Source organism: Dinoroseobacter shibae DFL 12 = DSM 16493 (assembly GCF_000018145.1).
Taxonomy (GTDB): Bacteria; Pseudomonadota; Alphaproteobacteria; order Rhodobacterales; family Rhodobacteraceae; genus Dinoroseobacter; species Dinoroseobacter shibae.
This window is the reverse complement of sequence record NC_009952.1, coordinates 3,065,871-3,084,924: the sequence shown is the minus strand read 5'-3', so window position 1 is coordinate 3,084,924 and position 19,054 is coordinate 3,065,871. Positions and strand designations below refer to the sequence as shown.

At 68.5% G+C, this 19,054-nt stretch carries 19 protein-coding genes; 12 read left to right on the top strand and 7 right to left on the bottom strand.

Features of this window, described 5'->3' with window-relative positions:
- Positions 1–16 precede the first annotated feature (16 nt).
- The 3 genes from DSHI_RS14840 to DSHI_RS14830 all read right to left on the bottom strand — a co-directional run bounded on the left by DSHI_RS14840 (position 17) and on the right by DSHI_RS14830 (position 3,497).
- The gene (locus DSHI_RS14840; RefSeq protein ID WP_012179586.1) at positions 17–889 is read right to left on the bottom strand and encodes a TIGR01459 family HAD-type hydrolase; all 873 of its coding nucleotides are present in this window, start codon (positions 887–889) and stop codon (positions 17–19) included.
- 292 nt (positions 890–1,181) lie between these two features.
- A complete protein-coding gene (locus DSHI_RS14835; protein ID WP_044028033.1) occupies positions 1,182–2,102 on the bottom strand; it encodes a manganese-dependent inorganic pyrophosphatase in 921 nt (306 codons plus the stop codon).
- 159 nt (positions 2,103–2,261) lie between these two features.
- A complete protein-coding gene (locus tag DSHI_RS14830; protein WP_012179584.1) occupies positions 2,262–3,497 on the bottom strand; it encodes a LytS/YhcK type 5TM receptor domain-containing protein in 1,236 nt (411 codons plus the stop codon).
- 203 nt (positions 3,498–3,700) lie between these two features.
- Between DSHI_RS14830 and DSHI_RS14825 the strand changes: the two genes are divergently transcribed.
- Positions 3,701–4,366: a DUF2161 domain-containing phosphodiesterase gene (locus tag DSHI_RS14825; protein WP_012179583.1), complete on the top strand. Its 666-nt coding sequence runs from the start codon at positions 3,701–3,703 to the stop codon at positions 4,364–4,366.
- 26 nt (positions 4,367–4,392) lie between these two features.
- On the opposite strand, the gene DSHI_RS14820 is transcribed toward DSHI_RS14825, so the two are convergent.
- Entirely contained in the window at positions 4,393–5,376 is a 984-nt protein-coding gene (locus tag DSHI_RS14820; RefSeq protein ID WP_012179582.1) for a hypothetical protein, read from the bottom strand.
- 376 nt (positions 5,377–5,752) lie between these two features.
- On the opposite strand from DSHI_RS14820, the gene groES reads away from it, so the two are divergent.
- The 5 genes from groES to DSHI_RS14795 all read left to right on the top strand — a co-directional run bounded on the left by groES (position 5,753) and on the right by DSHI_RS14795 (position 10,697).
- Positions 5,753–6,064 (top strand): co-chaperone GroES, encoded by a 312-nt coding sequence (groES, locus tag DSHI_RS14815; RefSeq protein ID WP_012179581.1) that lies wholly within the window; start codon positions 5,753–5,755, stop codon positions 6,062–6,064.
- A gap of 43 nt (positions 6,065–6,107) precedes the next feature.
- Positions 6,108–7,751, top strand: a complete 1,644-nt coding sequence (groL, locus tag DSHI_RS14810) for a chaperonin GroEL (RefSeq protein WP_012179580.1) — start codon at positions 6,108–6,110, stop codon at positions 7,749–7,751.
- 169 nt (positions 7,752–7,920) lie between these two features.
- Positions 7,921–8,412, top strand: a complete 492-nt coding sequence (locus DSHI_RS14805) for a GNAT family N-acetyltransferase (protein ID WP_012179579.1) — start codon at positions 7,921–7,923, stop codon at positions 8,410–8,412.
- 40 nt (positions 8,413–8,452) lie between these two features.
- On the top strand, positions 8,453–9,598 hold the full coding sequence (locus tag DSHI_RS14800; protein WP_044028031.1) for an alpha-D-ribose 1-methylphosphonate 5-triphosphate diphosphatase: 1,146 nt from the start codon (positions 8,453–8,455) through the stop codon (positions 9,596–9,598).
- Positions 9,599–9,848: 250 nt separating this feature from the next.
- Complete coding sequence (locus DSHI_RS14795) at positions 9,849–10,697, top strand: DMT family transporter (protein WP_012179577.1); 849 nt, start codon at positions 9,849–9,851, stop codon at positions 10,695–10,697.
- Here DSHI_RS14795 and DSHI_RS14790 read toward each other — a convergent pair.
- Positions 10,694–11,140 carry an NUDIX domain-containing protein gene (locus DSHI_RS14790; RefSeq protein WP_012179576.1) on the bottom strand — a complete coding sequence of 149 codons (447 nt, stop codon included), beginning with the start codon at positions 11,138–11,140 and terminating at the stop codon, positions 10,694–10,696. The two genes, DSHI_RS14795 and DSHI_RS14790, sit on opposite strands and share 4 nt — an antisense overlap.
- A 75-nt stretch (positions 11,141–11,215) precedes the next feature.
- Between DSHI_RS14790 and DSHI_RS14785 the strand changes: the two genes are divergently transcribed.
- A complete protein-coding gene (locus tag DSHI_RS14785) occupies positions 11,216–11,983 on the top strand; it encodes an alpha/beta fold hydrolase (protein ID WP_012179575.1) in 768 nt (255 codons plus the stop codon).
- A gap of 54 nt (positions 11,984–12,037) precedes the next feature.
- On the opposite strand, the gene DSHI_RS14780 is transcribed toward DSHI_RS14785, so the two are convergent.
- Positions 12,038–13,003 (bottom strand): ABC transporter ATP-binding protein, encoded by a 966-nt coding sequence (locus DSHI_RS14780; RefSeq protein ID WP_012179574.1) that lies wholly within the window; start codon positions 13,001–13,003, stop codon positions 12,038–12,040.
- Between the two features lie 133 nt (positions 13,004–13,136).
- Here DSHI_RS14780 and DSHI_RS14775 point away from each other — a divergent pair, with 133 nt between their 5' ends.
- The 5 genes from DSHI_RS14775 (at position 13,137) to DSHI_RS14755 (ending at position 18,343) form a co-directional block, all read left to right on the top strand.
- Complete coding sequence (locus DSHI_RS14775; protein ID WP_012179573.1) at positions 13,137–13,325, top strand: zinc-finger domain-containing protein; 189 nt, start codon at positions 13,137–13,139, stop codon at positions 13,323–13,325.
- Between the two features lie 24 nt (positions 13,326–13,349).
- Positions 13,350–14,036 (top strand): TIGR02117 family protein, encoded by a 687-nt coding sequence (locus DSHI_RS14770; RefSeq protein ID WP_012179572.1) that lies wholly within the window; start codon positions 13,350–13,352, stop codon positions 14,034–14,036.
- A gap of 60 nt (positions 14,037–14,096) precedes the next feature.
- Positions 14,097–14,762 carry a PAQR family membrane homeostasis protein TrhA gene (gene trhA, locus DSHI_RS14765; RefSeq protein ID WP_012179571.1) on the top strand — a complete coding sequence of 222 codons (666 nt, stop codon included), beginning with the start codon at positions 14,097–14,099 and terminating at the stop codon, positions 14,760–14,762.
- Positions 14,763–14,825: 63 nt separating this feature from the next.
- Entirely contained in the window at positions 14,826–17,624 is a 2,799-nt protein-coding gene (gene polA / locus DSHI_RS14760; RefSeq protein ID WP_012179570.1) for a DNA polymerase I, read from the top strand.
- Between the two features lie 182 nt (positions 17,625–17,806).
- Positions 17,807–18,343: a pseudouridine synthase gene (locus DSHI_RS14755; protein WP_012179569.1), complete on the top strand. Its 537-nt coding sequence runs from the start codon at positions 17,807–17,809 to the stop codon at positions 18,341–18,343.
- Positions 18,344–18,403: 60 nt separating this feature from the next.
- Here DSHI_RS14755 and DSHI_RS14750 read toward each other — a convergent pair whose 3' ends face one another.
- The gene (locus DSHI_RS14750; protein ID WP_012179568.1) at positions 18,404–19,009 is read right to left on the bottom strand and encodes a DUF1285 domain-containing protein; all 606 of its coding nucleotides are present in this window, start codon (positions 19,007–19,009) and stop codon (positions 18,404–18,406) included.
- Between the last annotated feature and the right edge of the window lie 45 nt (positions 19,010–19,054).

The window sequence follows — 19,054 nt, the reverse complement described above, 5'->3', positions numbered from 1 at the left end:
ACTCGCCCGATTGCGGTTATCTCAGTTTCCCAATGGCGTAGGTGGGGGTGACCTGGCTCTGGGCGAGGAAGGCTGCGAGCTTGTCGGGATCGGGCTGGTCGGTGGTGCCGGTCTCGGCGGCGGCCAACCCGCCGGTGATGAAGAGCGAGTCGATATCCTCGCCCTGGGCGCCCTGGATATCCGTGGCGATGCCGTCCCCGATGGCCAGGATACGGTCATTGGCCGGGACGGGGCCAAGCTCGGCCAGCCGCGCGCGGGCGAGGTCGTAGATCGGCGGATGGGGCTTGCCGAAATAGAGGCTCTCGCCCCCCATCTCGGCATAAAGCTGCGCCAGCGCACCTGCGCACCACTCCCGCCGCGCGCCGCGATCGACCACGATATCGGGGTTGGCGCAGAGCAGTTTCATCCGCTTCTGCTTGGCATAGAGGAAGTCCGCGCGGTTCACCGACGGGTCGGCGGTGGGGTCGAAAGGTCCTGTGCAAACAATGCCTTCGGCCTCCTGCAGGGGCACCTGGGTGATCGTGACCGGGTCGTCGACGAGGGCGAGCGGCTCGAAGAAGCGCTGGTCGTGATCCTCGCCCATGAAATAGACCTTCTCGCCCACCACGCCGCGGAACATGGCGGCGCGCGCGCTGTCGCCGGAGGTGGCGATGGTATGCCAGCAATCCTCAGGCACGCCGATGCTGGCAAGCTGCTGCTCGACCCCGGCGCGGGGGCGCGGGGAGTTCGTCAGGAGCAGGACGGTGCCGCCGCCGCGCTTGAACCCGCGCAGGGCGGCGATGGCCTCGGGAAAGGGGGTGATGCCGTCATGGACGCAGCCCCAGAGGTCCACGAAGAGCGCGTCGTACTGGGCGGCGATGTCGGCGAGGGAGGCGATCAGGCGGGTCATGGGGCGTCCTTTTCGAGCGAAAATTCAGGCGTCGGAGGCGGTGCGGCCCCCCGTCGGACAGGTGTCGGACATCTGTCGGACTTTTGTCGGGCATCTCCGCGCGGTGCAAGCGGGATTGCGCAACGGGGCGGCTGCGCCCGGCCCGCCGCAGCCGCGCGGGCCTGCCGAGCGGGGCCAAGGCCCTTGCAAGGGCCTTGCAAGGTTTTTCCAAAAACCTTGGTCGCGGCGGCGGCGCGGGGCGCGCGAAAAGGGCGCCCGAAGGCGCCCCTGGAAAGCCCGGGATCGGACCCGGTCAGACCTTGAGGTTCGGGATGATCTGCTTCTTGCGGCTGACCACGCCGGGCAGCAGCACGGTGTTGCCCGCGGCTTCGGCGGCGAAGCTCCTGGAGGCCACGTCCCGCACCAGGTCGTTGGGCACAAGCAGGGTCGATTCCTCGTTCAGGATGTCGACCACGAAGAGCAGCACCTGGTCGACCCCGTCCTCGGAGGCGACGGTCGGCATGGTCTCCATCAGGGACGCCTTGCGGTCGAGCACGGTGCCCGGCGAAGTGGTCTCGAGCACCGAGACGCGGAACTTGGTGCCGCCCACCTCGTAAGCCTTGCTGTCCATGCGCAGCAGCTCCGCGTCCGAGAAGGCCGAGACGTCGGACTTGGCGGCGAACATCTCGGCCGCGTAGGACGGGATGTCGATGCCCAGCTCGTCGGCCAGGGCGTGGGCGACGGCCTTGTCTTCCTGGGTGGTGGTGGGCGAGCGGAATTCCAATGTGTCCGACAGGATGCAGGACAGCATCGCGCCCTTGATCGCGGTCGGGGCCTGGGCCATGTCCTTGCCGATCATCTTCCACATGATCGTGGCGGTGCAGGCCACCGGCTCGATCCGGATGTCGATCGGGCCCTTGGTTTCCAGCCCGCCCACCAGCCTGTGATGGTCGATGATCTGCTGCAGGTCGGCGTCGTTGATGCCCGCGGGCAGCTCGGCGGGGTTGTTGGTGTCGACCACGACCACGGGCGCGCCCGCCGCCACGTCCTCGATGATGGTGGGCTGCTCGAAGCCCCAGCGGTCGAGCATGAAGGCGGCCTCGGTGTTGGGCGTGCCCAAGAGCACGGCTTCGGCTGGGGTGCCTTTGATCTCGCTCAGATACCAGGCCCAGATCAGCGGCGAGCCGGTGGAATCGGTGTCGGGAGATTTGTGGCCGAATACTTTGATCGTCATGGGGAGGATCCGTCTGTCAGGTGTGGTTGCGCGCCTTATAGGAGCGTGTCCGGTGCCTGTCACCACGGCGGGGGGCGGCATTTTGGCCCCCGGGCCGGGCGCGGCGACCCGCGCGGGCCGCGCCCTTGGGGAAAGGTGGCTCGACCGGCTTGGGCGCGGTCAGGCGGCGTCAGAGCCGGTATCGGTGCGGCGGTGGCTGTGGTGGCGGGGCTGCCGGGTGGTCATCAGCATCTCCGCCTTGGCGAAGATCCGGTCGAGGGAGCCGTGATTGGCAGTGCGCAAGGCCGCGGGATCGGGGTCTGCAGCGCCCCGGGTCTGTGCAGAGGGGGCTGCCGGGGTCCGGACCGCGCCGCTGGCATTGGCGAAGGACAGCCGGTCGAGGATCGGGCGCAGGGAATCTGAGTGCGGCAGCGTCAGCATCTGCACATCGGCGCTGATGCGGGCGCGCATGTGTCCCTGGTCATAGGGCGCATCCGTCACGATCCGCCGGGCCATCGCCAGGGTTTCCTCCGGCGCGAGCAGCGCGTCCCGCGGCAGGGCCACCAGCAGGGTGCTGTCGCCATAGCCGCAGGCCAGCTCGGCCTCGGGCCATTCGGATTTCAGCCGCAGATGGATCGCGGCGAGCAGTTGTTTCCTGGAGCGGGCGCTGCGCCAGGGGGCGAGGCCCGACGGCGAGCGCAGGCGCAGGGCCAGGGCCGCGGTGAAGCCGCCATCGTCCCGCGCGCAGGCTTGCACCGCGCAGTCGCGCTGGAACACCTCGGGCGTGGCGAGGCCGTTGTCGGGGTCGTGGTGGACCGACGCGCGCAGCCGGTCTTCGGCCAGCACCAGCCGGCGTTCCCGTTCGAGGATGCTGGCCGCGATCGGCATGGCGATCATGTTCACCAGGAAGATCGGCAGGGCGGCCTGCGCCAGGAACAGGGTGCGCGCGGCCTCCGGCAGGATCAGGGCGGCGACCAGGTGTGCGGACATCAGGAGTGCCAGCGACAGCAGGGCGAGGATGCCGCGCCGCTCCGCCCCCTTGGTCTTGCGCGCCCAGTAGATCCCGGCGGCCAGTGCGAGGACCATGCCGAGTGCTCCGGCCCACATGCCGACGCCCCCCACATAGAGCCGGGTCGCCACGGTCACGGCCAGGCAGGCAGCCGCCCCGCGCCAGCCGAGAAACGCCCCGGCTAGGGCGATGGGGATGTTGCGCAGGTCGATCAGCAGACCTTCCATCGGCTCGAACGGGCGCAGCATCTGGGTGATCGCCGAGAGGCCGAAGATCGCGCCGAGGAACGCCTCGCTCCCCCTGGGGTGGCGCATCATGCGTTGCACGCGGGAATAGGCGAAGCCCAGCACGAAGATCAACCCGAGGGAGGCGGCGAGGTCAATCAGGTTGGTCAGGGTGTAGATCATGGAGCGGGCTTTCGAAAACTGTCGGGTGTAAACTGTGCGGTCAGGATTAACACTTCGCTATCAGATAAAATTGGCCCAGTTAAAATTGGCCATCTTGATTGAGATCAAGGTCAGGGTTTTGTCCGTCGGGGGGGTGTCTTTGTGGTTTCCTTCTCGGGACGCGGGCTGGCAGGGTGGGATTGCAGGACGGGTGGGGCAACGGGATGCGCGAGACCGAGTTGTACGGGCCGATCAAGGCGCTGCTGGAGGCGCAGGGTTACGCGGTGAAGGGCGAGGTGGGCGCGGTGGATATCGTGGCCGTGCGCGGGGACGAGGCGCCGGTGCTGGTGGAGCTGAAGACGGGCTTTGCGCTCGGCCTCTATCATCAGGCGGTGGCGCGGCTGGCGGTCAGCGATCTGGTCTATATCGCCGTGCCCAAGCCCCGGGGGCCCCGGGCGAAGCGGGCGTTGAAGGACAACCGCGCTCTGTGCCGGCGGCTGGGGCTGGGGCTGATCACGGTGCGGGCGGACGGGGCGGTGGAGGTGCAGTGCGATCCGGGCCCGTATGTGCCGCGCCCGTCGAAGGCCAGGCGGGCCAAGCTGCTGCGGGAGTTCGCGCGGCTGGAGGGGGATCCGAACGAGGGAGGGGCCACGCGGCACGGGATCGTGACGGCCTACCGGCAGGATGCGCTACGGTGTGCCGCGTACCTGGCCGAGCAGGGGGCGTCGCGGGGGCGGGACGTGGCGGCGGCGACCGGCGTGGCGGGGGCCACGACCCTGATGCGCAACAACCATTACGGCTGGTTCGAACGCCTGGGCGGCGGGGTCTACGGGTTGACCGATGCGGGCCGCGCCGGGCTGACCCATTGGGCCTATAGCTGGGAGGGGTAGGGGGCGGCGAGCGCCCCCTGTCCGGGTCAGGCGCAGGCGCCGCGACAGCCGTCGATGAAGGACGACCCGCCGATCCCGGTGGCGGCGCAGCAGGCCGGGTTACCCGCCACGCAGCACCCCGCGCCGACGGCGACGCCCGCCAGCAGCACCGAGCAGGAAAAGCAGCTCTTTTTCGCGGTCTCGGACCCGCCGGGGTTGGCGAGACCCATCAGCGGCTGGGCGATCCGGCCCCATTGGACCAGGAGCGCCAGCCGGGCACTGTCCAGGGGCAGCTCGCGCGCGGGGGCGCAGGCCCCGGTCCGGTCGATGGGCAGGTCGAACGCGGCGCCGTCGATCTGCCCGGCGATATGGCGGCGCCCATCCCGGCCTTCGGAGAGGCTCAGCGCGCCGCGCAGACAGAGCGCGCCGCGGGTGATCTCGAACTCGGCGGTCATGTCGTCGGTCTGGCGGGTCACATGGCGTGCCAGTTCGCGCCCCCGGGGATCTAGGCCGGTGATCGTGACGCTTGGGCCGGTTTCGTCCACCGCGACCCGGTAGATTGTAATGCCGCTCTCGGCGGTGGTCTCCCGCGGGGCGGGGAGGGTCAGGAGGTCGGCCGACCCCGTGGTGCCGCAGCCGCAGCCGCCCGGTTTGGGCGCGGGGTCGCGCAGCAGGGCCTCGACCGGCAGGCTTTCGATGCGGTCCACGAGGACCTTGGCGCCCCGGGTGACGCGGTACCGGTCGATGGCGCGGCCCTCGTCGCTCCGGCGCAGGGCGGGCTCGGTGCGTACCACACCGTCCCGGGGCAGCCAGACGATGGGGCCGGTGCAGGGGCAGGGGTTGTCCGGGGAATCCTGAACGCAGAGGCACCACAGGATCGGGAAATGCGTCTCCCAGAAGCCGCGGGCGGTGGCCTTGGCTTCGCTTTCCTTCAGGGCGATGCCGTGGACGGCGACGCTGCTTGCGTCCTCGACCAGTTGCGCGCGGGCGGTGTCGTAGTCGAGCTGTCGGGGGGTGGGTTGCTTGGTCATGAAACAGATTCCTTGAAAAGGATTTCGGGCGCCGTCGCGGCACCGGAAATGACTTGAAAAATAGCGGACGAAAAAAGGTCCACGGCGGCTCAAATAGGGGGCAAAGATACCAGCGCGAGCCGGGTCGGTCAAACCCGTGGGCGGTTCTGTGCCGGGCGAGGCCGTGCCCGGGCGGGGCGACGGCCGGGATGGTCGCCCGCCCGGGGTGTCACGCGGCGCGCGCGGCTTGCCCGGGCTCCATGCGCATTTTTGCCCATCGTCCCCGTTGACAGGCTGCTGCGGCGTCTCTAACTACGGCGCGTTAGCACTCGGACAAAGTGAGTGCTAATGGCCCCGCAGGGGGTCAGGGAGAAACACTGAGCGAAGGAGCCTACAGATGGCATTCACACCGCTTCATGACCGTGTTCTGGTCCGTCGCGTCGAAAGCGAAGAAAAAACCGCAGGCGGGCTGATCATCCCCGACAGCGCCAAGGAAAAGCCCGCCGAGGGCCTGGTGATCGCCGTTGGCGCAGGTGCCAAGGATGACGATGGGGACCGGATCCCCATGGACGTCAAGGAAGGCGACAAGATCCTCTTCGGCAAGTGGTCCGGCACCGAGGTGACCGTGGACGGCGAAGAGCTGCTGATCATGAAAGAGAGCGACATTCTCGGGATCATCACCGACGAAGCCGCGGCCAAGGCCGCCTGAACGCCTCGACTGATCACAAACATAGACTCAAGGAGCGAACAACATGGCTGCTAAAGACGTCAAATTCGACATCGACGCCCGCAACCGCATGCTCAAGGGTGTCAACATCCTCGCAGACGCGGTGAAGGTGACCCTGGGCCCCAAGGGCCGCAACGTGGTTCTGGACAAGAGCTTCGGCGCGCCGCGCATCACCAAGGACGGTGTCTCCGTCGCCAAGGAAATCGAACTGGAAGACAAGTTCGAGAACATGGGCGCGCAGATGGTCAAGGAAGTCGCCTCGCGCACCAATGACGAGGCCGGCGACGGCACCACAACCGCGACCGTGCTGGCGCAAGCCATCGTCAAGGAAGGCATGAAGTCGGTTGCCGCGGGCATGAACCCGATGGACCTCAAGCGCGGGATCGACCTGGCGACCTCCAAGGTTGTCGAGGCGATCAAATCCGCCGCCCGTCCCGTGAACGACAGCGCCGAAGTGGCGCAGGTCGGCACCATCTCCGCCAACGGCGAGAGCGAGATCGGCCAGCAGATCGCGGATGCGATGCAAAAGGTTGGCAACGAGGGTGTCATCACCGTCGAGGAGAACAAGGGCCTGGAGACCGAGACCGACGTGGTCGAGGGCATGCAGTTCGACCGTGGCTATCTGAGCCCCTATTTCGTGACCAACCCCGACAAGATGACCACCGAGTTGGAAGACGCGATCATCCTGCTGCACGAGAAGAAGCTCTCGTCGCTGCAGCCGATGGTGCCGCTGCTTGAGTCGGTGATCCAGTCCGGCAAGCCGCTGCTGATCATCGCGGAAGACGTGGAAGGCGAAGCGCTCGCCACCCTCGTGGTCAACAAGCTGCGCGGCGGTCTGAAGATCGCGGCCGTCAAGGCACCGGGCTTCGGCGATCGTCGCAAGGCCATGCTGCAGGACATCGCGATCCTGACCGGTGGCCAGGTGATCTCGGAAGACCTCGGCATGAAGCTCGAGTCCGTGACCATCGACATGCTGGGTTCCGCCAAGCGCGTGTCGATCACCAAGGACGAGACCACCATCGTCGACGGCGCCGGTGCCAAGGCCGAGATCGAAGCCCGCGTGGCCCAGATCCGCAACCAGATCGAGGAGACCACCTCGGATTACGACCGTGAGAAGCTGCAGGAGCGTGTGGCCAAGCTCGCCGGTGGTGTGGCTGTCATCCGCGTCGGCGGCATGACCGAGGTCGAAGTGAAAGAGCGCAAGGACCGTGTGGACGATGCGCTAAACGCGACCCGCGCGGCTGTGCAGGAAGGCATCGTCGTCGGCGGCGGTGTGGCCCTGATCCAGGCGGCCAAGCATCTCGACGGTCTGGAAGGCGCGAACAACGACCAGAACATCGGCATCAACATCGTGCGCAAGGCGCTGGAAGCTCCGCTGCGCCAGATCGCCGAGAACGCAGGTGTCGACGGGTCCGTCGTGGCCGGCAAGATCCGCGAAAGCAGTGACCTGGCCTTCGGGTTCAACGCGCAGACCGAAGAATATGGCGACATGTTCAAGTTCGGTGTGATCGACCCGGCCAAGGTGGTGCGCACCGCGCTGCAGGATGCGGCCTCCATCGCCGGTCTGCTGATCACCACCGAAGCAATGGTGGCCGACAAGCCCGCCAAGGAAGGTGCCGGCGCCGGTGGCGGCATGCCCGACATGGGCGGCATGGGCGGCATGATGTAAGCTGCCGGACATTCCGGATGGAAGGGGCCCTTCGGGGCCCCTTTTTTCATGCGCGCGCCCGATCGGTCCGATCGACGTTTCGGGGCGCGCGCGGAGAAAGCGGCAGTCGCCGGTTTTTTTGCTTTGCGCCCCGTGGGTTTCCCGCGCAAGCTGTGCCGGAGGTGTCACTTTGGTTGAATTCGAGTTGAGAGAAGCGGGTCGGGCGGATGCCTTTGCGATCTCGATCCTGGTGGAGACCAGCTTCGAAGGCTCGCGTGAGGACCGTTTGATCAAGGACTTGCGTGCGGAGGATGCGCTGGGTCTGGAACTGGTCGCCATTGAGCGCGGGCACGTGATCGGCCATGCCGCCTTCCCGAGGCTCTCGCGGCCCGAGGGCTGGTATGCGCTCGCCCCCCTGACGGTGCGGGCGGACAGGCGCCGAATGGGCGTCGGCTCGGCCCTGGTGCGGGTGGGCATCGACCGGTTGCGGCAGGCCGAGGCGCCCGCGCTGCTGGTGCTGGGCGATCCGGACTACTACGAACGATTCGGGTTTTCCCTGGGTGCTGCGGCCAAGCTGCGCAGTGCGTATCCGAAGAACAACCTGATGATGCTGGCCTTCGCGCCGGGGTTGAGCGGGGCCGCGTTCGACGTGGACTACCCGTCGGTCTTTCTGCGCAACTGAGCCCTTGCCCTCGGGCGGTGTCCGGCGCATGACGCGGCCCATGCTGGAGCTTGTCTTCGAAAACGGTCTGATCCTCGATCCGGTGGAGGGCCCCCTGCCGGGGCTGGCCATGGCGGGCGGACGCCTGGGTGCGCCGGGCCCCGCCGCGCGGCGCGTGGATCTGGAGGGGTTCGTGCTGCTGCCGGGGATCGTGGATCTGCATGGCGACGGGTTCGAGCGGCATCTAGCGCCGCGTCGCGGCGCGTTGCGCAGCATGGCCGACGGGCTGCGCGCGCTGGATGCGGAGCTGGCGGCGACGGGGATCACCACCGCCGTGCTGGCGCAGTTCTGGTCCTGGGAAGGGGGGCTGCGCGCGCCGGAGTTTGCCCGCGCCCTGGCGGCGGCGTTGCGGGACATGGCGCCGGTGTTGCGCACGCAGATGCGGATGCAGCTGCGGCTGGAGACCCACCTGGTCGACGATTACGCGGAGGTGCAGGCGTTTCTGCGGGCCGAGGGGATCGGCTACGTGGTGTTCAACGACCACCTGCCCCACCGGCGTCTGGCGGAGGGGCGGCGGCCGCCGCGGCTGACCGGGCAGGCGCTCAAGAGCGGGCGGAACCCGGAGGCCCATCTGGCGCTGATGCAGGGTCTGCACGCGCGCCGCGCCGAGGTGCCCGCGCGGCTGGCGGAGTTGGCTGCGGCGTTGCGGGCGGAGGGCGTGCTGCTGGGCAGTCACGATGACCGGAGCGCAGAGGCGAGGGCGCAGGCCCGGGCATTGGGCGCCACCATCGCGGAGTTTCCCGAAACGGCGGAGGCGGCCCGGGCCGCGCGGGCGGCGGACGAGCCGGTGATCCTGGGCGCGCCCAACGTGATGCGCGGGGCGTCCCATGCGGGCAATGCCTCGGCCCGGGACCTGATCGCCGAGGGGCTCTGCGATGCGCTGGTCTCGGATTATCACTACCCGTCGGTGCGGGCGGCGGCCTTGCTGCTCGCGGGCGGAACGGGGCCGGAGTTGGCGCAGGCCTGGCGCATGGTCAGCACCCGCCCGGCGGAGATCCTCGGGCTGCGGGATCGCGGGCGGCTGGTGGCGGGCGCGCGGGCGGACCTGACGGTGCTGGAGGCCGCGACCGGGCAGGTGGCGGCGAGTTTCGCGGGAGGGACGGTGTCCTTCCTGGCGGGCGCGTTCGCCGACCGCCTGCTGGGCTGAGCGGCCGCGCGGAGGAGGTTTTGCGCCGCCCTTCGGGCGTCGCCGGGGGCCGGACCTGCGGTCCGGCGGGATGCTGGCGAGCGAGTGCCTTGCGCGGCTTCGAGTTCCGGCACCCCAGGCTGTCCCACGGTATCGAAACTCCGAGGCATTGCGCCGCCCTGCGGGCGTCGCCTGAGGCCGGACCTGCGGTCCGGCTGGGGCGTTGTGACGCCGTCTTGCGCGGGGCGCGGCCCTGTGATCATGCTGGCCCATGACCGGCGCTTCCCCTTTGCGACTGTTTCTGCTCGTCGCGCTCACCATGACGGCTTTTGCGGCCAATTCCCTGCTCAACCGCGCGGCCCTGGCCGGGGGGGAGATCGGCCCGGCGGCCTTTGCGGCGATCCGGCTGGGCTCCGGCGCGCTGGTGCTGGCCTTGCTGGTGATGCGGACCCGGCCCTTGCGGCTGCGCAAGCCCGGGCGGTGGATCGGGGTGGGGAGCCTTGCCCTGTACATGGCGGGGTTTTCCTATGCCTATCTCAGCCTCGATGCGGGGTTGGGGGCGCTCATTCTGTTCGGCGGGGTGCAGATCACCATGTTCGCCGGTGCGCTGCTGTCGCGCGACGCGATCCCGGTGACGCGGTGGCTGGGCGCGGGGCTGGCGCTGGCGGGGCTGGCGCTGTTGCTGTGGCCCGGGGCGGTGGGGCGGCCGGACCCGCTGGGCCTTGCGCTGATGAGCCTCGCGGCGGTGGGCTGGGGGATCTATTCGCTGCACGGGCGGGGCAGCACCGAGCCCCTGGCGGACACGGCGGCGAATTTCGTGCTGACCCTGCCGCTATGCCTGCTGGTGGTGGCGATCTGGCCCGACGGGGTGGCGATCAGCCTGTGGGGGATCGTCCTGGCGGTGATCTGCGGAGCGGTGACCTCGGGGCTGGGCTATGCCCTGTGGTACACGGTGCTGCCGCAGCTGGGTGCGAGCCGGGCGGCGGTCGCGCAACTGACCGTGCCGGTGATCGCGTCCCTGGGCGGGCTGCTCCTGCTGGGCGAGGCGATCACGCTGCTCTCGGTGCTGGCGACGGTGCTGGTGCTGGGCGGCGTGGCCCTGTCCCTGCGGCGCGGTTAGCGGACGATCGGCTCCAGCGGGTCGTAGAGCAGGCCCTGGCCCCAGGCGACCTGCGCCAGGCTGTCGGGCTTCACGCGCAGGCGGGCCATCTCGGTCCGGGTGACGAAGCGGCGCTCGGTCACGATGCCCTCGGGGTCCTGCCAGGCCGCGTCGAGGGTGCCGGAGAGGATGGTGGCGCGGAAATAGATGTCCACCTGGTGGAAGCTGCCCGCGGGATCGTGGAACTCGTTCACGAGGCAGGGGGCGCCCACGGCGATCCGGAGCCCGGTTTCCTCGTGCACTTCGCGGGCGAGGTTCTCGGGCAGGGAGGTGCCGGGCGCCACGCCGCCGCCCGGGGCGCACCACAGGTCGCTGCGCCCGTCCGGGTAGGCATTGACCAGCAGAAGCCGGTTGTCGCGCAGGATCACGGCGCGGGCGGCGAGGCGGGGTGAGGGCGCGGGCATGGGCCGACAGTGTCGCTGCGTAACGGGCTTGGCAAGCCCCTCGCCTTGGCCCGGACGGGCGGGTAGGGTGTGGACATGACTTTCCGCGCGCTTCTTTTGTGTTTCGGCCTGCTGGTGCCGCAAACGGCCTCGGCGGCCTGTGTCGTGCTGTTGCACGGGCTGGCGCGGAGTGACGCGTCTTTCACGGTGATGGAGGCGGTGCTGCGCGGGCTGGGCCATGCGGTGGTCTCGCCCACCTATCCGTCCACCGAGGCGACGGTGGAGGAACTGGCGGCACAGATTGTGCCCGCCGCCCTGGGCGCCTGCGCGCCCCGGAAGGCGCATGTGGTCAGCCATTCCATGGGCGGGATCCTGGTGCGGGCGCAGGCAGCGGTGGCGCCCCTGGAGAACCTGGGCCGGGTGGTGATGCTGGCGCCGCCGAACCAGGGCTCGGAGCTGGTGGATGCGCTGGGCGACTGGGCGATCTTCCAGTGGGTGAACGGGCCTGCGGGGCGGCAGCTGGGCACCGGGCCAGACAGCCTGCCGAACCGGCTGGGCCCGGTGGGGTTCGAGACCGGGGTGATCGCGGGCACGTCGAGCTGGAACCCGCTCTTCTCGCAGCTGTTGCCGGGGCCCGATGACGGCAAGGTCACGGTGGCGCGGACCAAGGTGGCGGGGATGGCCGATCACATCATCCTGCCGGTGTCCCATACCCTGATGATGAACGACCCCAAGGTGATCGCCCAGACGGTGCATTTCCTGGAGAACGGCCGCTTCGCGCCGGAGATGAACTATGCCGAGGCGGTGCAGCGGCTGTTCAACGCTTCGGAGCTGAGCACGCGGCTGGAGGCCCTGGGCGAGTAAAATCCTTGACGAAGGATTTTACCAAGACCCTTGCTTAAGGGTCTTGGACCCGGCTCAGGCGGCCTGGGCGTTGTGGGTCAGGGCGAGGAACACGTCTTCGAGGTCGGGCTCTTCGGTGGCCAGTTCGCGGATGCGGATGCCCGCGTCATGGACCGCCTGCAGGATCGTCTCCACCGGGATCTGGCCGCGCCGGTAGGTGAAGCCCAGGGTGCCGTCGGGCCGGGCCTCGGCCTGCACCCCGTCGATCCGGGGCAGGGTGCCGTCATGGCCGTCCTCGGGGGAGATCACCAGCGTCTTGGCATCCAGTCGGCTGAGCAGGGTCGGGGTCTTGTCCTGGGCGATCTTTGCGCCGTGGTTGATGATCGCGATCTCGTCGCACATCTGTTCGGCTTCTTCGAGGTAATGGGTGGTCAGGATGATCGTCATGCCCTGTTCGTTCAGCTTGCGCACGTTGCGCCACAGCATCTGGCGCAGTTCGATATCCACGCCGGCGGTGGGCTCGTCGAGCACCAGCACATGGGGGGTGTGCACCAGCGCCTTGCCCAGCAGCAGCCGCCGCCGCATCCCGCCCGAGAGCGACCGGGAATAGGCGTCCGCCTTGTCCGACAGCCCGATCAGCGCGAGGATCTCGTCGGTGCGCCATTCCGAGCGCGGCACCCCGTAGAGACCGCTTTGCATGTCGAGCGCACCGCGGGGGGTGAAGAACGGGTCGAGGTTCAGCTCCTGCGGCATCACGCCGATGGCCGCGCGGCTCTGGCGGGGGTTCACGTCCTGGTCGAAGCCCCAGATCCGCACCTGTCCTGCGGTCTTGCGCACCAGCCCGGCGAGGATGTTGATCAGCGTCGACTTGCCCGCGCCGTTCGGGCCCAGCAGCCCGAAGATGGAGCCGGCCGGGATTGTCAGGTCCACGCCCTTCAACGCCTCTTTCGCAGGCTGGCCGTTGGCGGCCCGGTAGGTCTTGCGCAGGCCGGTGATCTCGATGGCGGGGGGGCGTGTTTGGCTCTGGTCTGGCTGTGACATGGCGTCCCTTCGTCCGTTCCCTGCGCGGCGGCGGCTTGTCCGTGCGCGCGCAAGACGTATGATGCGCCCGACCTAGGGGCGGTCGCGCCCCGTGGCAAGCCTTTGTGATGCCAGCCCTTGATGGAGCCGCCCCATGCCCACCGCCGTCCCCGAGACCAAGATCGTCAACCAATGGCGGATCGCCTGCGATGGCGGCGAGGGGGCGCTGGGGCATCCGCGTGTCTGGCTGCAGATCCCGCAGGAGCATGGCTGGGTCGAGTGCCCTTATTGCGATGCGCGATACATTCACAAGGATTTCGAAGGGAAGATCGACGTCGCCTGACGGGGTCGGTCCCGCGCAGCCCCGATGAGGGGGCTGCGCCACCTGGCCTTGGGCGCGGTCGGGGTGCTGGGCCTGTACCTGGGCGCGGCACTTCTCGGCGCGCTGGTGCCCGCCGGACCCGACCCGGACGACAGCCCCGCCGCGACGCGCGGCCCGGAAGTGACGATCGGATTGATCGGCGGGCCGATCCACTATGACTTCGTCCTGCCGATGACGCCCGAAACACGGCAAGCCTTCGCGCCCCTGGCCGCGGCGGGCGTGCCGGTGGACGCGCCGGAACTCGCCTGGATGGTCGTCGGCTGGGGGTCGGAGGCGTTCTACACCACCGTGGGCACCTGGCGCGATGTCTCGGCGCGGGCGCTCTTCCGGGCGGTGACAGGGGATGCCTCGGTGCTGCGCGTGGGCCTTTACGGCCCGGTGGACTGGGGCGCGCGGTGGCGCGAGGTCCGGGTGAGCGGGCCGGAATATGCGCGGCTCCTGGCGGCGATCCGCGGCAACTTCGCGACCGGACCGGGCAGCGCACCGGGGCTGGTCGCGGGGCCAAAGCCGGGGCGGTCCGGGTGGTTCTTTGCGGCGGAGGGGCGGTTCAATGCCCTGCGGACCTGCAACACCTGGGTCGGCACCATGCTGCGCGCCGCGGGCCAACGCTTCGGCATCTGGACGCCGACGCCTTACGCGGTGCGCTTGTCCCACGTTCTGCACCTGCGCTGAGGGCAGATTGCCGTTTGGTCAAGCGCGGACCTGGTGCGAAATCGTGCTATCTTGGCTTTCATGACGCATTTTCACGACCCAGAACGCCCCTATTCCCGCGCCGAGGTTCTCAGCGACGCGGCGGTGCATCTGGGCGCGCTGGGCGCGGCGCTGGCGGCGGTGCCGGTGCTGATCACCCTGGGCGCGGTGTGGCAGCTGGGGGCCGGTCCGGTCACCGGTCTGGCGGTTTATGGCGGCAGCCTGATCGTGATGCTGCTGTGTTCGTACCTGTACAACCACGTGCGCTGTTCGGACTGCGTGATGCGCCTGCGCACGCTCGACCAGAGCGCGATTTTCGTCAAGATCGCAGGGACTTACACGCCCTTTGCCCTGATCTCGGGCACCGGGTTCGGCTTGCTGACCGCGATCTGGAGCGGGGCGGCCCTTGGCGTTGTCCTCGCCGCCTTGCGCGGGCGCGGCTCGGTGCTGCCCTGTGCGCTCCTGTGTCTTGGTCTCGGCTGGGCGATCGTGGTCGGGGGGCAGACCCTGCTGGCGACACTGTCGATGCCGGTGATCGTTCTGATGGCGGTGGGCGGGGTGCTCTATTCGGTCGGGGTGCCCTTCCTGCTGGCCAAGCGGATGCCCTATCACAACACGATCTGGCACGGCTTCGTGGTGGTGGCGAGCGTGCTCTACTTCATCGCGATCTTTGTCCACATGGTCCAGACCGCCGCCCCGGTCACCTGACCCCTCGCCAATTCCACGGCAAGGCTATATCGCTGTCCACGTAGTGCGACGAGGGGGCAAGGCATGGCATTCGGCAAGGGACATCACCTGCATCTGATCGACGGATCGGCGTTCATTTTCCGCGCCTATCACGCGTTGCCGCCGCTGACACGGAAGTCCGACGGGCTGCCCGTCGGGGCGGTGTCGGGCTTCTGCAACATGCTGCAGCGCTATGTCGAAGGGAACGCCGGGGGCGACGTGACCCATGTGGCGGTGATCTTCGACAAGGGCAGCCATACCTTTCGCAATGATCTTTACGACCAGTACAAGGCCAACCGCGAGGCGATGCCCGAGGACCTGCGCCCGCAGATCCCCCTGACCCGGACCGCGACCGAGGCGTTCAACATCGCCTGCAAGGAGATGGAGGGGTTCGAGGCGGACGATATCATCGCGACGCTGGCCTGCCAGGCGCGCGAGGCCGGGGGGCGCTGCACGATCATCAGCTCGGACAAGGACCTGATGCAGCTGGTCGGCGGCGGGGTCGAGATGCTGGATGCGATGAAGAACAAGACCATCGACGTGGACGGGGTGTTCGAGAAATTCGGCGTGGGCCCCGACCGGGTGGTCGATGTGCAGGCGCTGGCCGGGGATTCGGTGGACAACGTGCCCGGCGCGCCGGGGATCGGGATCAAGACCGCGGCGCTGCTGATCAACGAGTATGGCTCGCTCGAGGAGCTTCTGGACCGGGCCGGGGAGATCAAGCAGCCCAAGCGCCGCCAGACCCTGATCGAGCATCGCGCCCAGATCGAGCTGTCGAAGCGGCTGGTGCAGCTCGATTGCGACATGGAGCTGGATTTCACAATCGAGGATCTGGAGGTGCGCGATCCGGAGCCTGAGACCCTGCTGGGGTTTTTGGCGGAGATGGAGTTCCGCACGCTGACAAAGCGGATCTCGGGCGCGTTGGGGGTGGAGGCGCCCGCCGTGCCGGAGCCCGCAGCGACGACGGCCTCGCCAGAGGCGGAGGAGCACCCCCCCCTGAGCGCCTCGGAGCATGTCACCATCCGCGACGCGGAAACCCTGCAAAGCTGGATCGACGCGATCCATGCGCGCGGGGTGGTGGCGGTGGATACCGAGACCACGGGCCTCAACGAGATGCGCGCGGATCTGGTGGGCGTGTCGCTCTGCGTGGATCCGGGGCGCGCGGCCTACCTGCCGCTGGCGCACAAGGACGGTGGCGGGGCCGACGACCTGTTCGGCGGGGAGGCGAAGCTGGCCGAGGGGCAGCTGGATTTTGAGACCGCGCTTGGGATGCTCAAGCCCGTGCTGGAGGACCCTGCGGTCCTGAAGATCGGGCAGAACATGAAATACGATGCCAAGATCCTCGCCCGGAACGGGATCACGGTGGCGCCCATCGACGACACGATGCTGCTGAGCTACGCGCTCCATGCCGGGTTGCACGGGCACGGGATGGACGCGCTGTCGGAGCGGTATCTCGACCACACGCCGATCCCGATCAAGACCCTGCTGGGCACCGGCAAATCCGCGATCACTTTCGATTTCGTGCCCATCGAGGAGGCGACGAAATACGCCGCCGAGGATGCGGAAATCACGCTGCGCCTGTGGCAGCGCTTGAAGCCGCGCCTGCATCTGGCGCAGGTCACCCGCGTCTACGAGTGGATGGAGCGGCCCATGGTGCCGGTTCTGGCCGAGATGGAGATGCGCGGGATCAAGGTCGATCGCGACACCCTGAGCCGGATGTCGAACGCGTTCGCGCAGAAGATGGCCGGGCTGGAGGCGGAAATCCACGAACTGGCGGGGGAGAGTTTCAACGTGGGCAGCCCCGCCCAGCTGGGCGAGATCCTGTTCGAGAAGATGGGCTTCGAGGGGGGCAAGACCGGCAAGTCGGGCAAGTATTCGACCCCGGCGGATGTGCTGGAGGATCTCGCGACCGAGCATGACCTGCCGCGCCGGGTGCTCGACTGGCGGCAGCTGTCGAAGTTGAAATCGACCTACACGGACGCCTTGCAGGATCATATCAACCCCGAGACCGGGCGGGTGCATACGTCCTACTCGATTGCCGGGGCGAATACGGGGCGGTTGGCTTCGACCGATCCGAACCTGCAGAACATCCCCGTGCGCTCCGAGGAGGGGCGGCGCATTCGCGAGGCCTTCGTGGCGGAGCCGGGGCATGTGCTCGTGTCGCTCGACTATAGCCAGATCGAGCTGCGGATCCTCGCCCATATCGCCGGGATCGACGCGCTGAAGACCGCGTTCCGGGACGGGCTGGACATTCATGCGATGACCGCGTCGGAGATGTTCGATGTGCCGCTGGACGAGATGACGCCGGAGGTGCGGCGCCAGGCCAAGGCGATCAATTTCGGGGTGATCTACGGGATTTCGGGCTTTGGCCTCGCGCGGAACCTGCGGATCCCGCGGGCGGAGGCGCAGGCCTTCATCGACACCTATTTCGAGCGGTTCCCCGGCATCCGGGCCTATATGGACGACACGGTCGCCTTCGCGAAGGAGCATAAATACGTGCAGACCCTGTTCGGGCGGAAGATCCACACGCCGGAGATCGGCGCGAAGGGGCCCCAGGCGGGCTTCGCCAAGCGCGCGGCGATCAACGCGCCGATCCAGGGAACGGCGGCGGATATCATCCGGCGCGCGATGGTGCGGATGCCCGCGGCGATTGCCGACCTGCCCGCGCGGATGCTGCTCCAGGTCCATGACGAGCTGATCTTCGAGGTGGAGGAAGACGCGGTGGACCGGGTGATCCCGGCGGTGCGCCAGGTGATGGAGGGGGCCGCCGCGCCGGTGGTGCATCTCGATGTGCCGCTGACGGTGGATGCGGGCCAGGGGCGAAGCTGGGCGGAGGCGCATTAGGGCGCCGGTGGCGCGGGCCAACGGCTTTCGAAAGCCGTTGAGCGGCCCGGCGGCTGCCGGAGGCGCACCGCCAGCCGGGAGGCGCGGCGGTCGGGCCAGCGCCGGTCAAGGGCTTTGCAAAGCCCTTCCAAGCGCGTTCGAACGCGCTTGACCCGCGCGCGGTGGACACGGAACTTGCGAGCATGCTGATCGCCTTCAACAAGCCCATGAATGTGTTGTCGCAATTCACGTCCGAGGGGAAGTGGCGCGGGTTGAAGGACTGGATCGATGTGCCGGGCGTCTATGCCGCCGGGCGGCTCGACCGGGATAGCGAGGGCTTGCTGTTGCTGACCGATGACGGGCGCCTGCAGGCGCGGATCACCGACCCGCGGGCGAAGATGCCCAAGACCTACTATGCGCTGGTGGAAGGCCGCCCGAGCCAAGACGCGATCAACCGTCTGTGCGAGGGGGTCAGTCTCAAGGACGGGCCGACGCGGCCCGCCAAGGTCGCCGCCGTGCCCGCGCCGGACTGGCTCTGGCCGCGCGACCCGCCCGTGCGGCTGCGCAAGACCGTGCCCGATGCCTGGCTGCGCCTGACCATCACCGAGGGCCGCAACCGGCAGGTGCGGCGCATGTGTGCCGCCGTGGGCCTGCCCTGCCTGCGCCTGATCCGCACGCAGATCGGGGATTGGACCCTCGACGGGCTGGCCCCGGGGCAGTGGCGCCGGATCGCCCCCTGACTTCGGCCTCCTGACTTCGGCCCCGTGGCGCGGTGGCACGCACGGGCGGCGATGATCGCGTCAGTCCTCGGCCAGCTCCGCCGTCGGGATCATCGGGAAGAACCGCCCGCTGGAGCGGATGCCGAACCAGTCGGTCCCGTCGAGCGCGGCGGTCTCGCCGATCTCCACCAGCCGGTAGAAGCTCTTGCGGTCGATCAGCGCCTCCAGCCCGCGGCGGATATGGACGTAGGGTGCGGGCTCCCCGGTTTCGGGGTGGCGCGTGACCCGGATCGGGTTGTCGGGGCCCGCGTCGGCGGTGTCGCCCACATGGGTGGTGAAGGTGATGGTCTGATCCGGGCCGGGGTCGGTGACGTCGAAATCCGTGGCCACGAAGGGCGCGTCCTCTACGGTGATGCCGACCTTCTCGACCGGGGTGACGAGGTAGAATTTCCCGTCCTCGACCTTCAGGATCGAAGAGAACAGGCGCACCAGCGGCGCGCGCCCGATCGGGCTGCCCTGGTAGAACCAGGTCCCGTCGCGGGCGATGTGGATATCCAGATCCCCGCAGAAGGGCGGGTTCCACAGATGCACCGGCGGCGGGCCCTTTTTCGAGGCGGCGCGCGCCGAGGCCGCCAGCCCGTCCGCGGTGGGGGTCACGATGTTTTGTCCGCTCATAGTTTTTGCCATTTGTCAGTGGGGCCATACTTTCCTGTAAGGTGACCATATAAGGCA

Coding starts and splice junctions, on each gene's coding strand:
- DSHI_RS14840 (WP_012179586.1), bottom strand. CDS start 889: ATGACCCGCCTGATCGCCTCCCTCGCCGACATCGCCGCCCAGTACGAC.
- DSHI_RS14835 (WP_044028033.1), bottom strand. CDS start 2,102: ATGACGATCAAAGTATTCGGCCACAAATCTCCCGACACCGATTCCACC.
- DSHI_RS14830 (WP_012179584.1), bottom strand. CDS start 3,497: ATGATCTACACCCTGACCAACCTGATTGACCTCGCCGCCTCCCTCGGG.
- DSHI_RS14825 (WP_012179583.1), top strand. CDS start 3,701: ATGCGCGAGACCGAGTTGTACGGGCCGATCAAGGCGCTGCTGGAGGCG.
- DSHI_RS14820 (WP_012179582.1), bottom strand. CDS start 5,376: ATGACCAAGCAACCCACCCCCCGACAGCTCGACTACGACACCGCCCGC.
- groES (WP_012179581.1), top strand. CDS start 5,753: ATGGCATTCACACCGCTTCATGACCGTGTTCTGGTCCGTCGCGTCGAA.
- groL (WP_012179580.1), top strand. CDS start 6,108: ATGGCTGCTAAAGACGTCAAATTCGACATCGACGCCCGCAACCGCATG.
- DSHI_RS14800 (WP_044028031.1), top strand. CDS start 8,453: ATGCTGGAGCTTGTCTTCGAAAACGGTCTGATCCTCGATCCGGTGGAG.
- DSHI_RS14795 (WP_012179577.1), top strand. CDS start 9,849: ATGACCGGCGCTTCCCCTTTGCGACTGTTTCTGCTCGTCGCGCTCACC.
- DSHI_RS14790 (WP_012179576.1), bottom strand. CDS start 11,140: ATGCCCGCGCCCTCACCCCGCCTCGCCGCCCGCGCCGTGATCCTGCGC.
- DSHI_RS14785 (WP_012179575.1), top strand. CDS start 11,216: ATGACTTTCCGCGCGCTTCTTTTGTGTTTCGGCCTGCTGGTGCCGCAA.
- DSHI_RS14780 (WP_012179574.1), bottom strand. CDS start 13,003: ATGTCACAGCCAGACCAGAGCCAAACACGCCCCCCCGCCATCGAGATC.
- DSHI_RS14775 (WP_012179573.1), top strand. CDS start 13,137: ATGCCCACCGCCGTCCCCGAGACCAAGATCGTCAACCAATGGCGGATC.
- DSHI_RS14770 (WP_012179572.1), top strand. CDS start 13,350: ATGAGGGGGCTGCGCCACCTGGCCTTGGGCGCGGTCGGGGTGCTGGGC.
- trhA (WP_012179571.1), top strand. CDS start 14,097: ATGACGCATTTTCACGACCCAGAACGCCCCTATTCCCGCGCCGAGGTT.
- polA (WP_012179570.1), top strand. CDS start 14,826: ATGGCATTCGGCAAGGGACATCACCTGCATCTGATCGACGGATCGGCG.
- DSHI_RS14755 (WP_012179569.1), top strand. CDS start 17,807: ATGCTGATCGCCTTCAACAAGCCCATGAATGTGTTGTCGCAATTCACG.
- DSHI_RS14750 (WP_012179568.1), bottom strand. CDS start 19,009: ATGGCAAAAACTATGAGCGGACAAAACATCGTGACCCCCACCGCGGAC.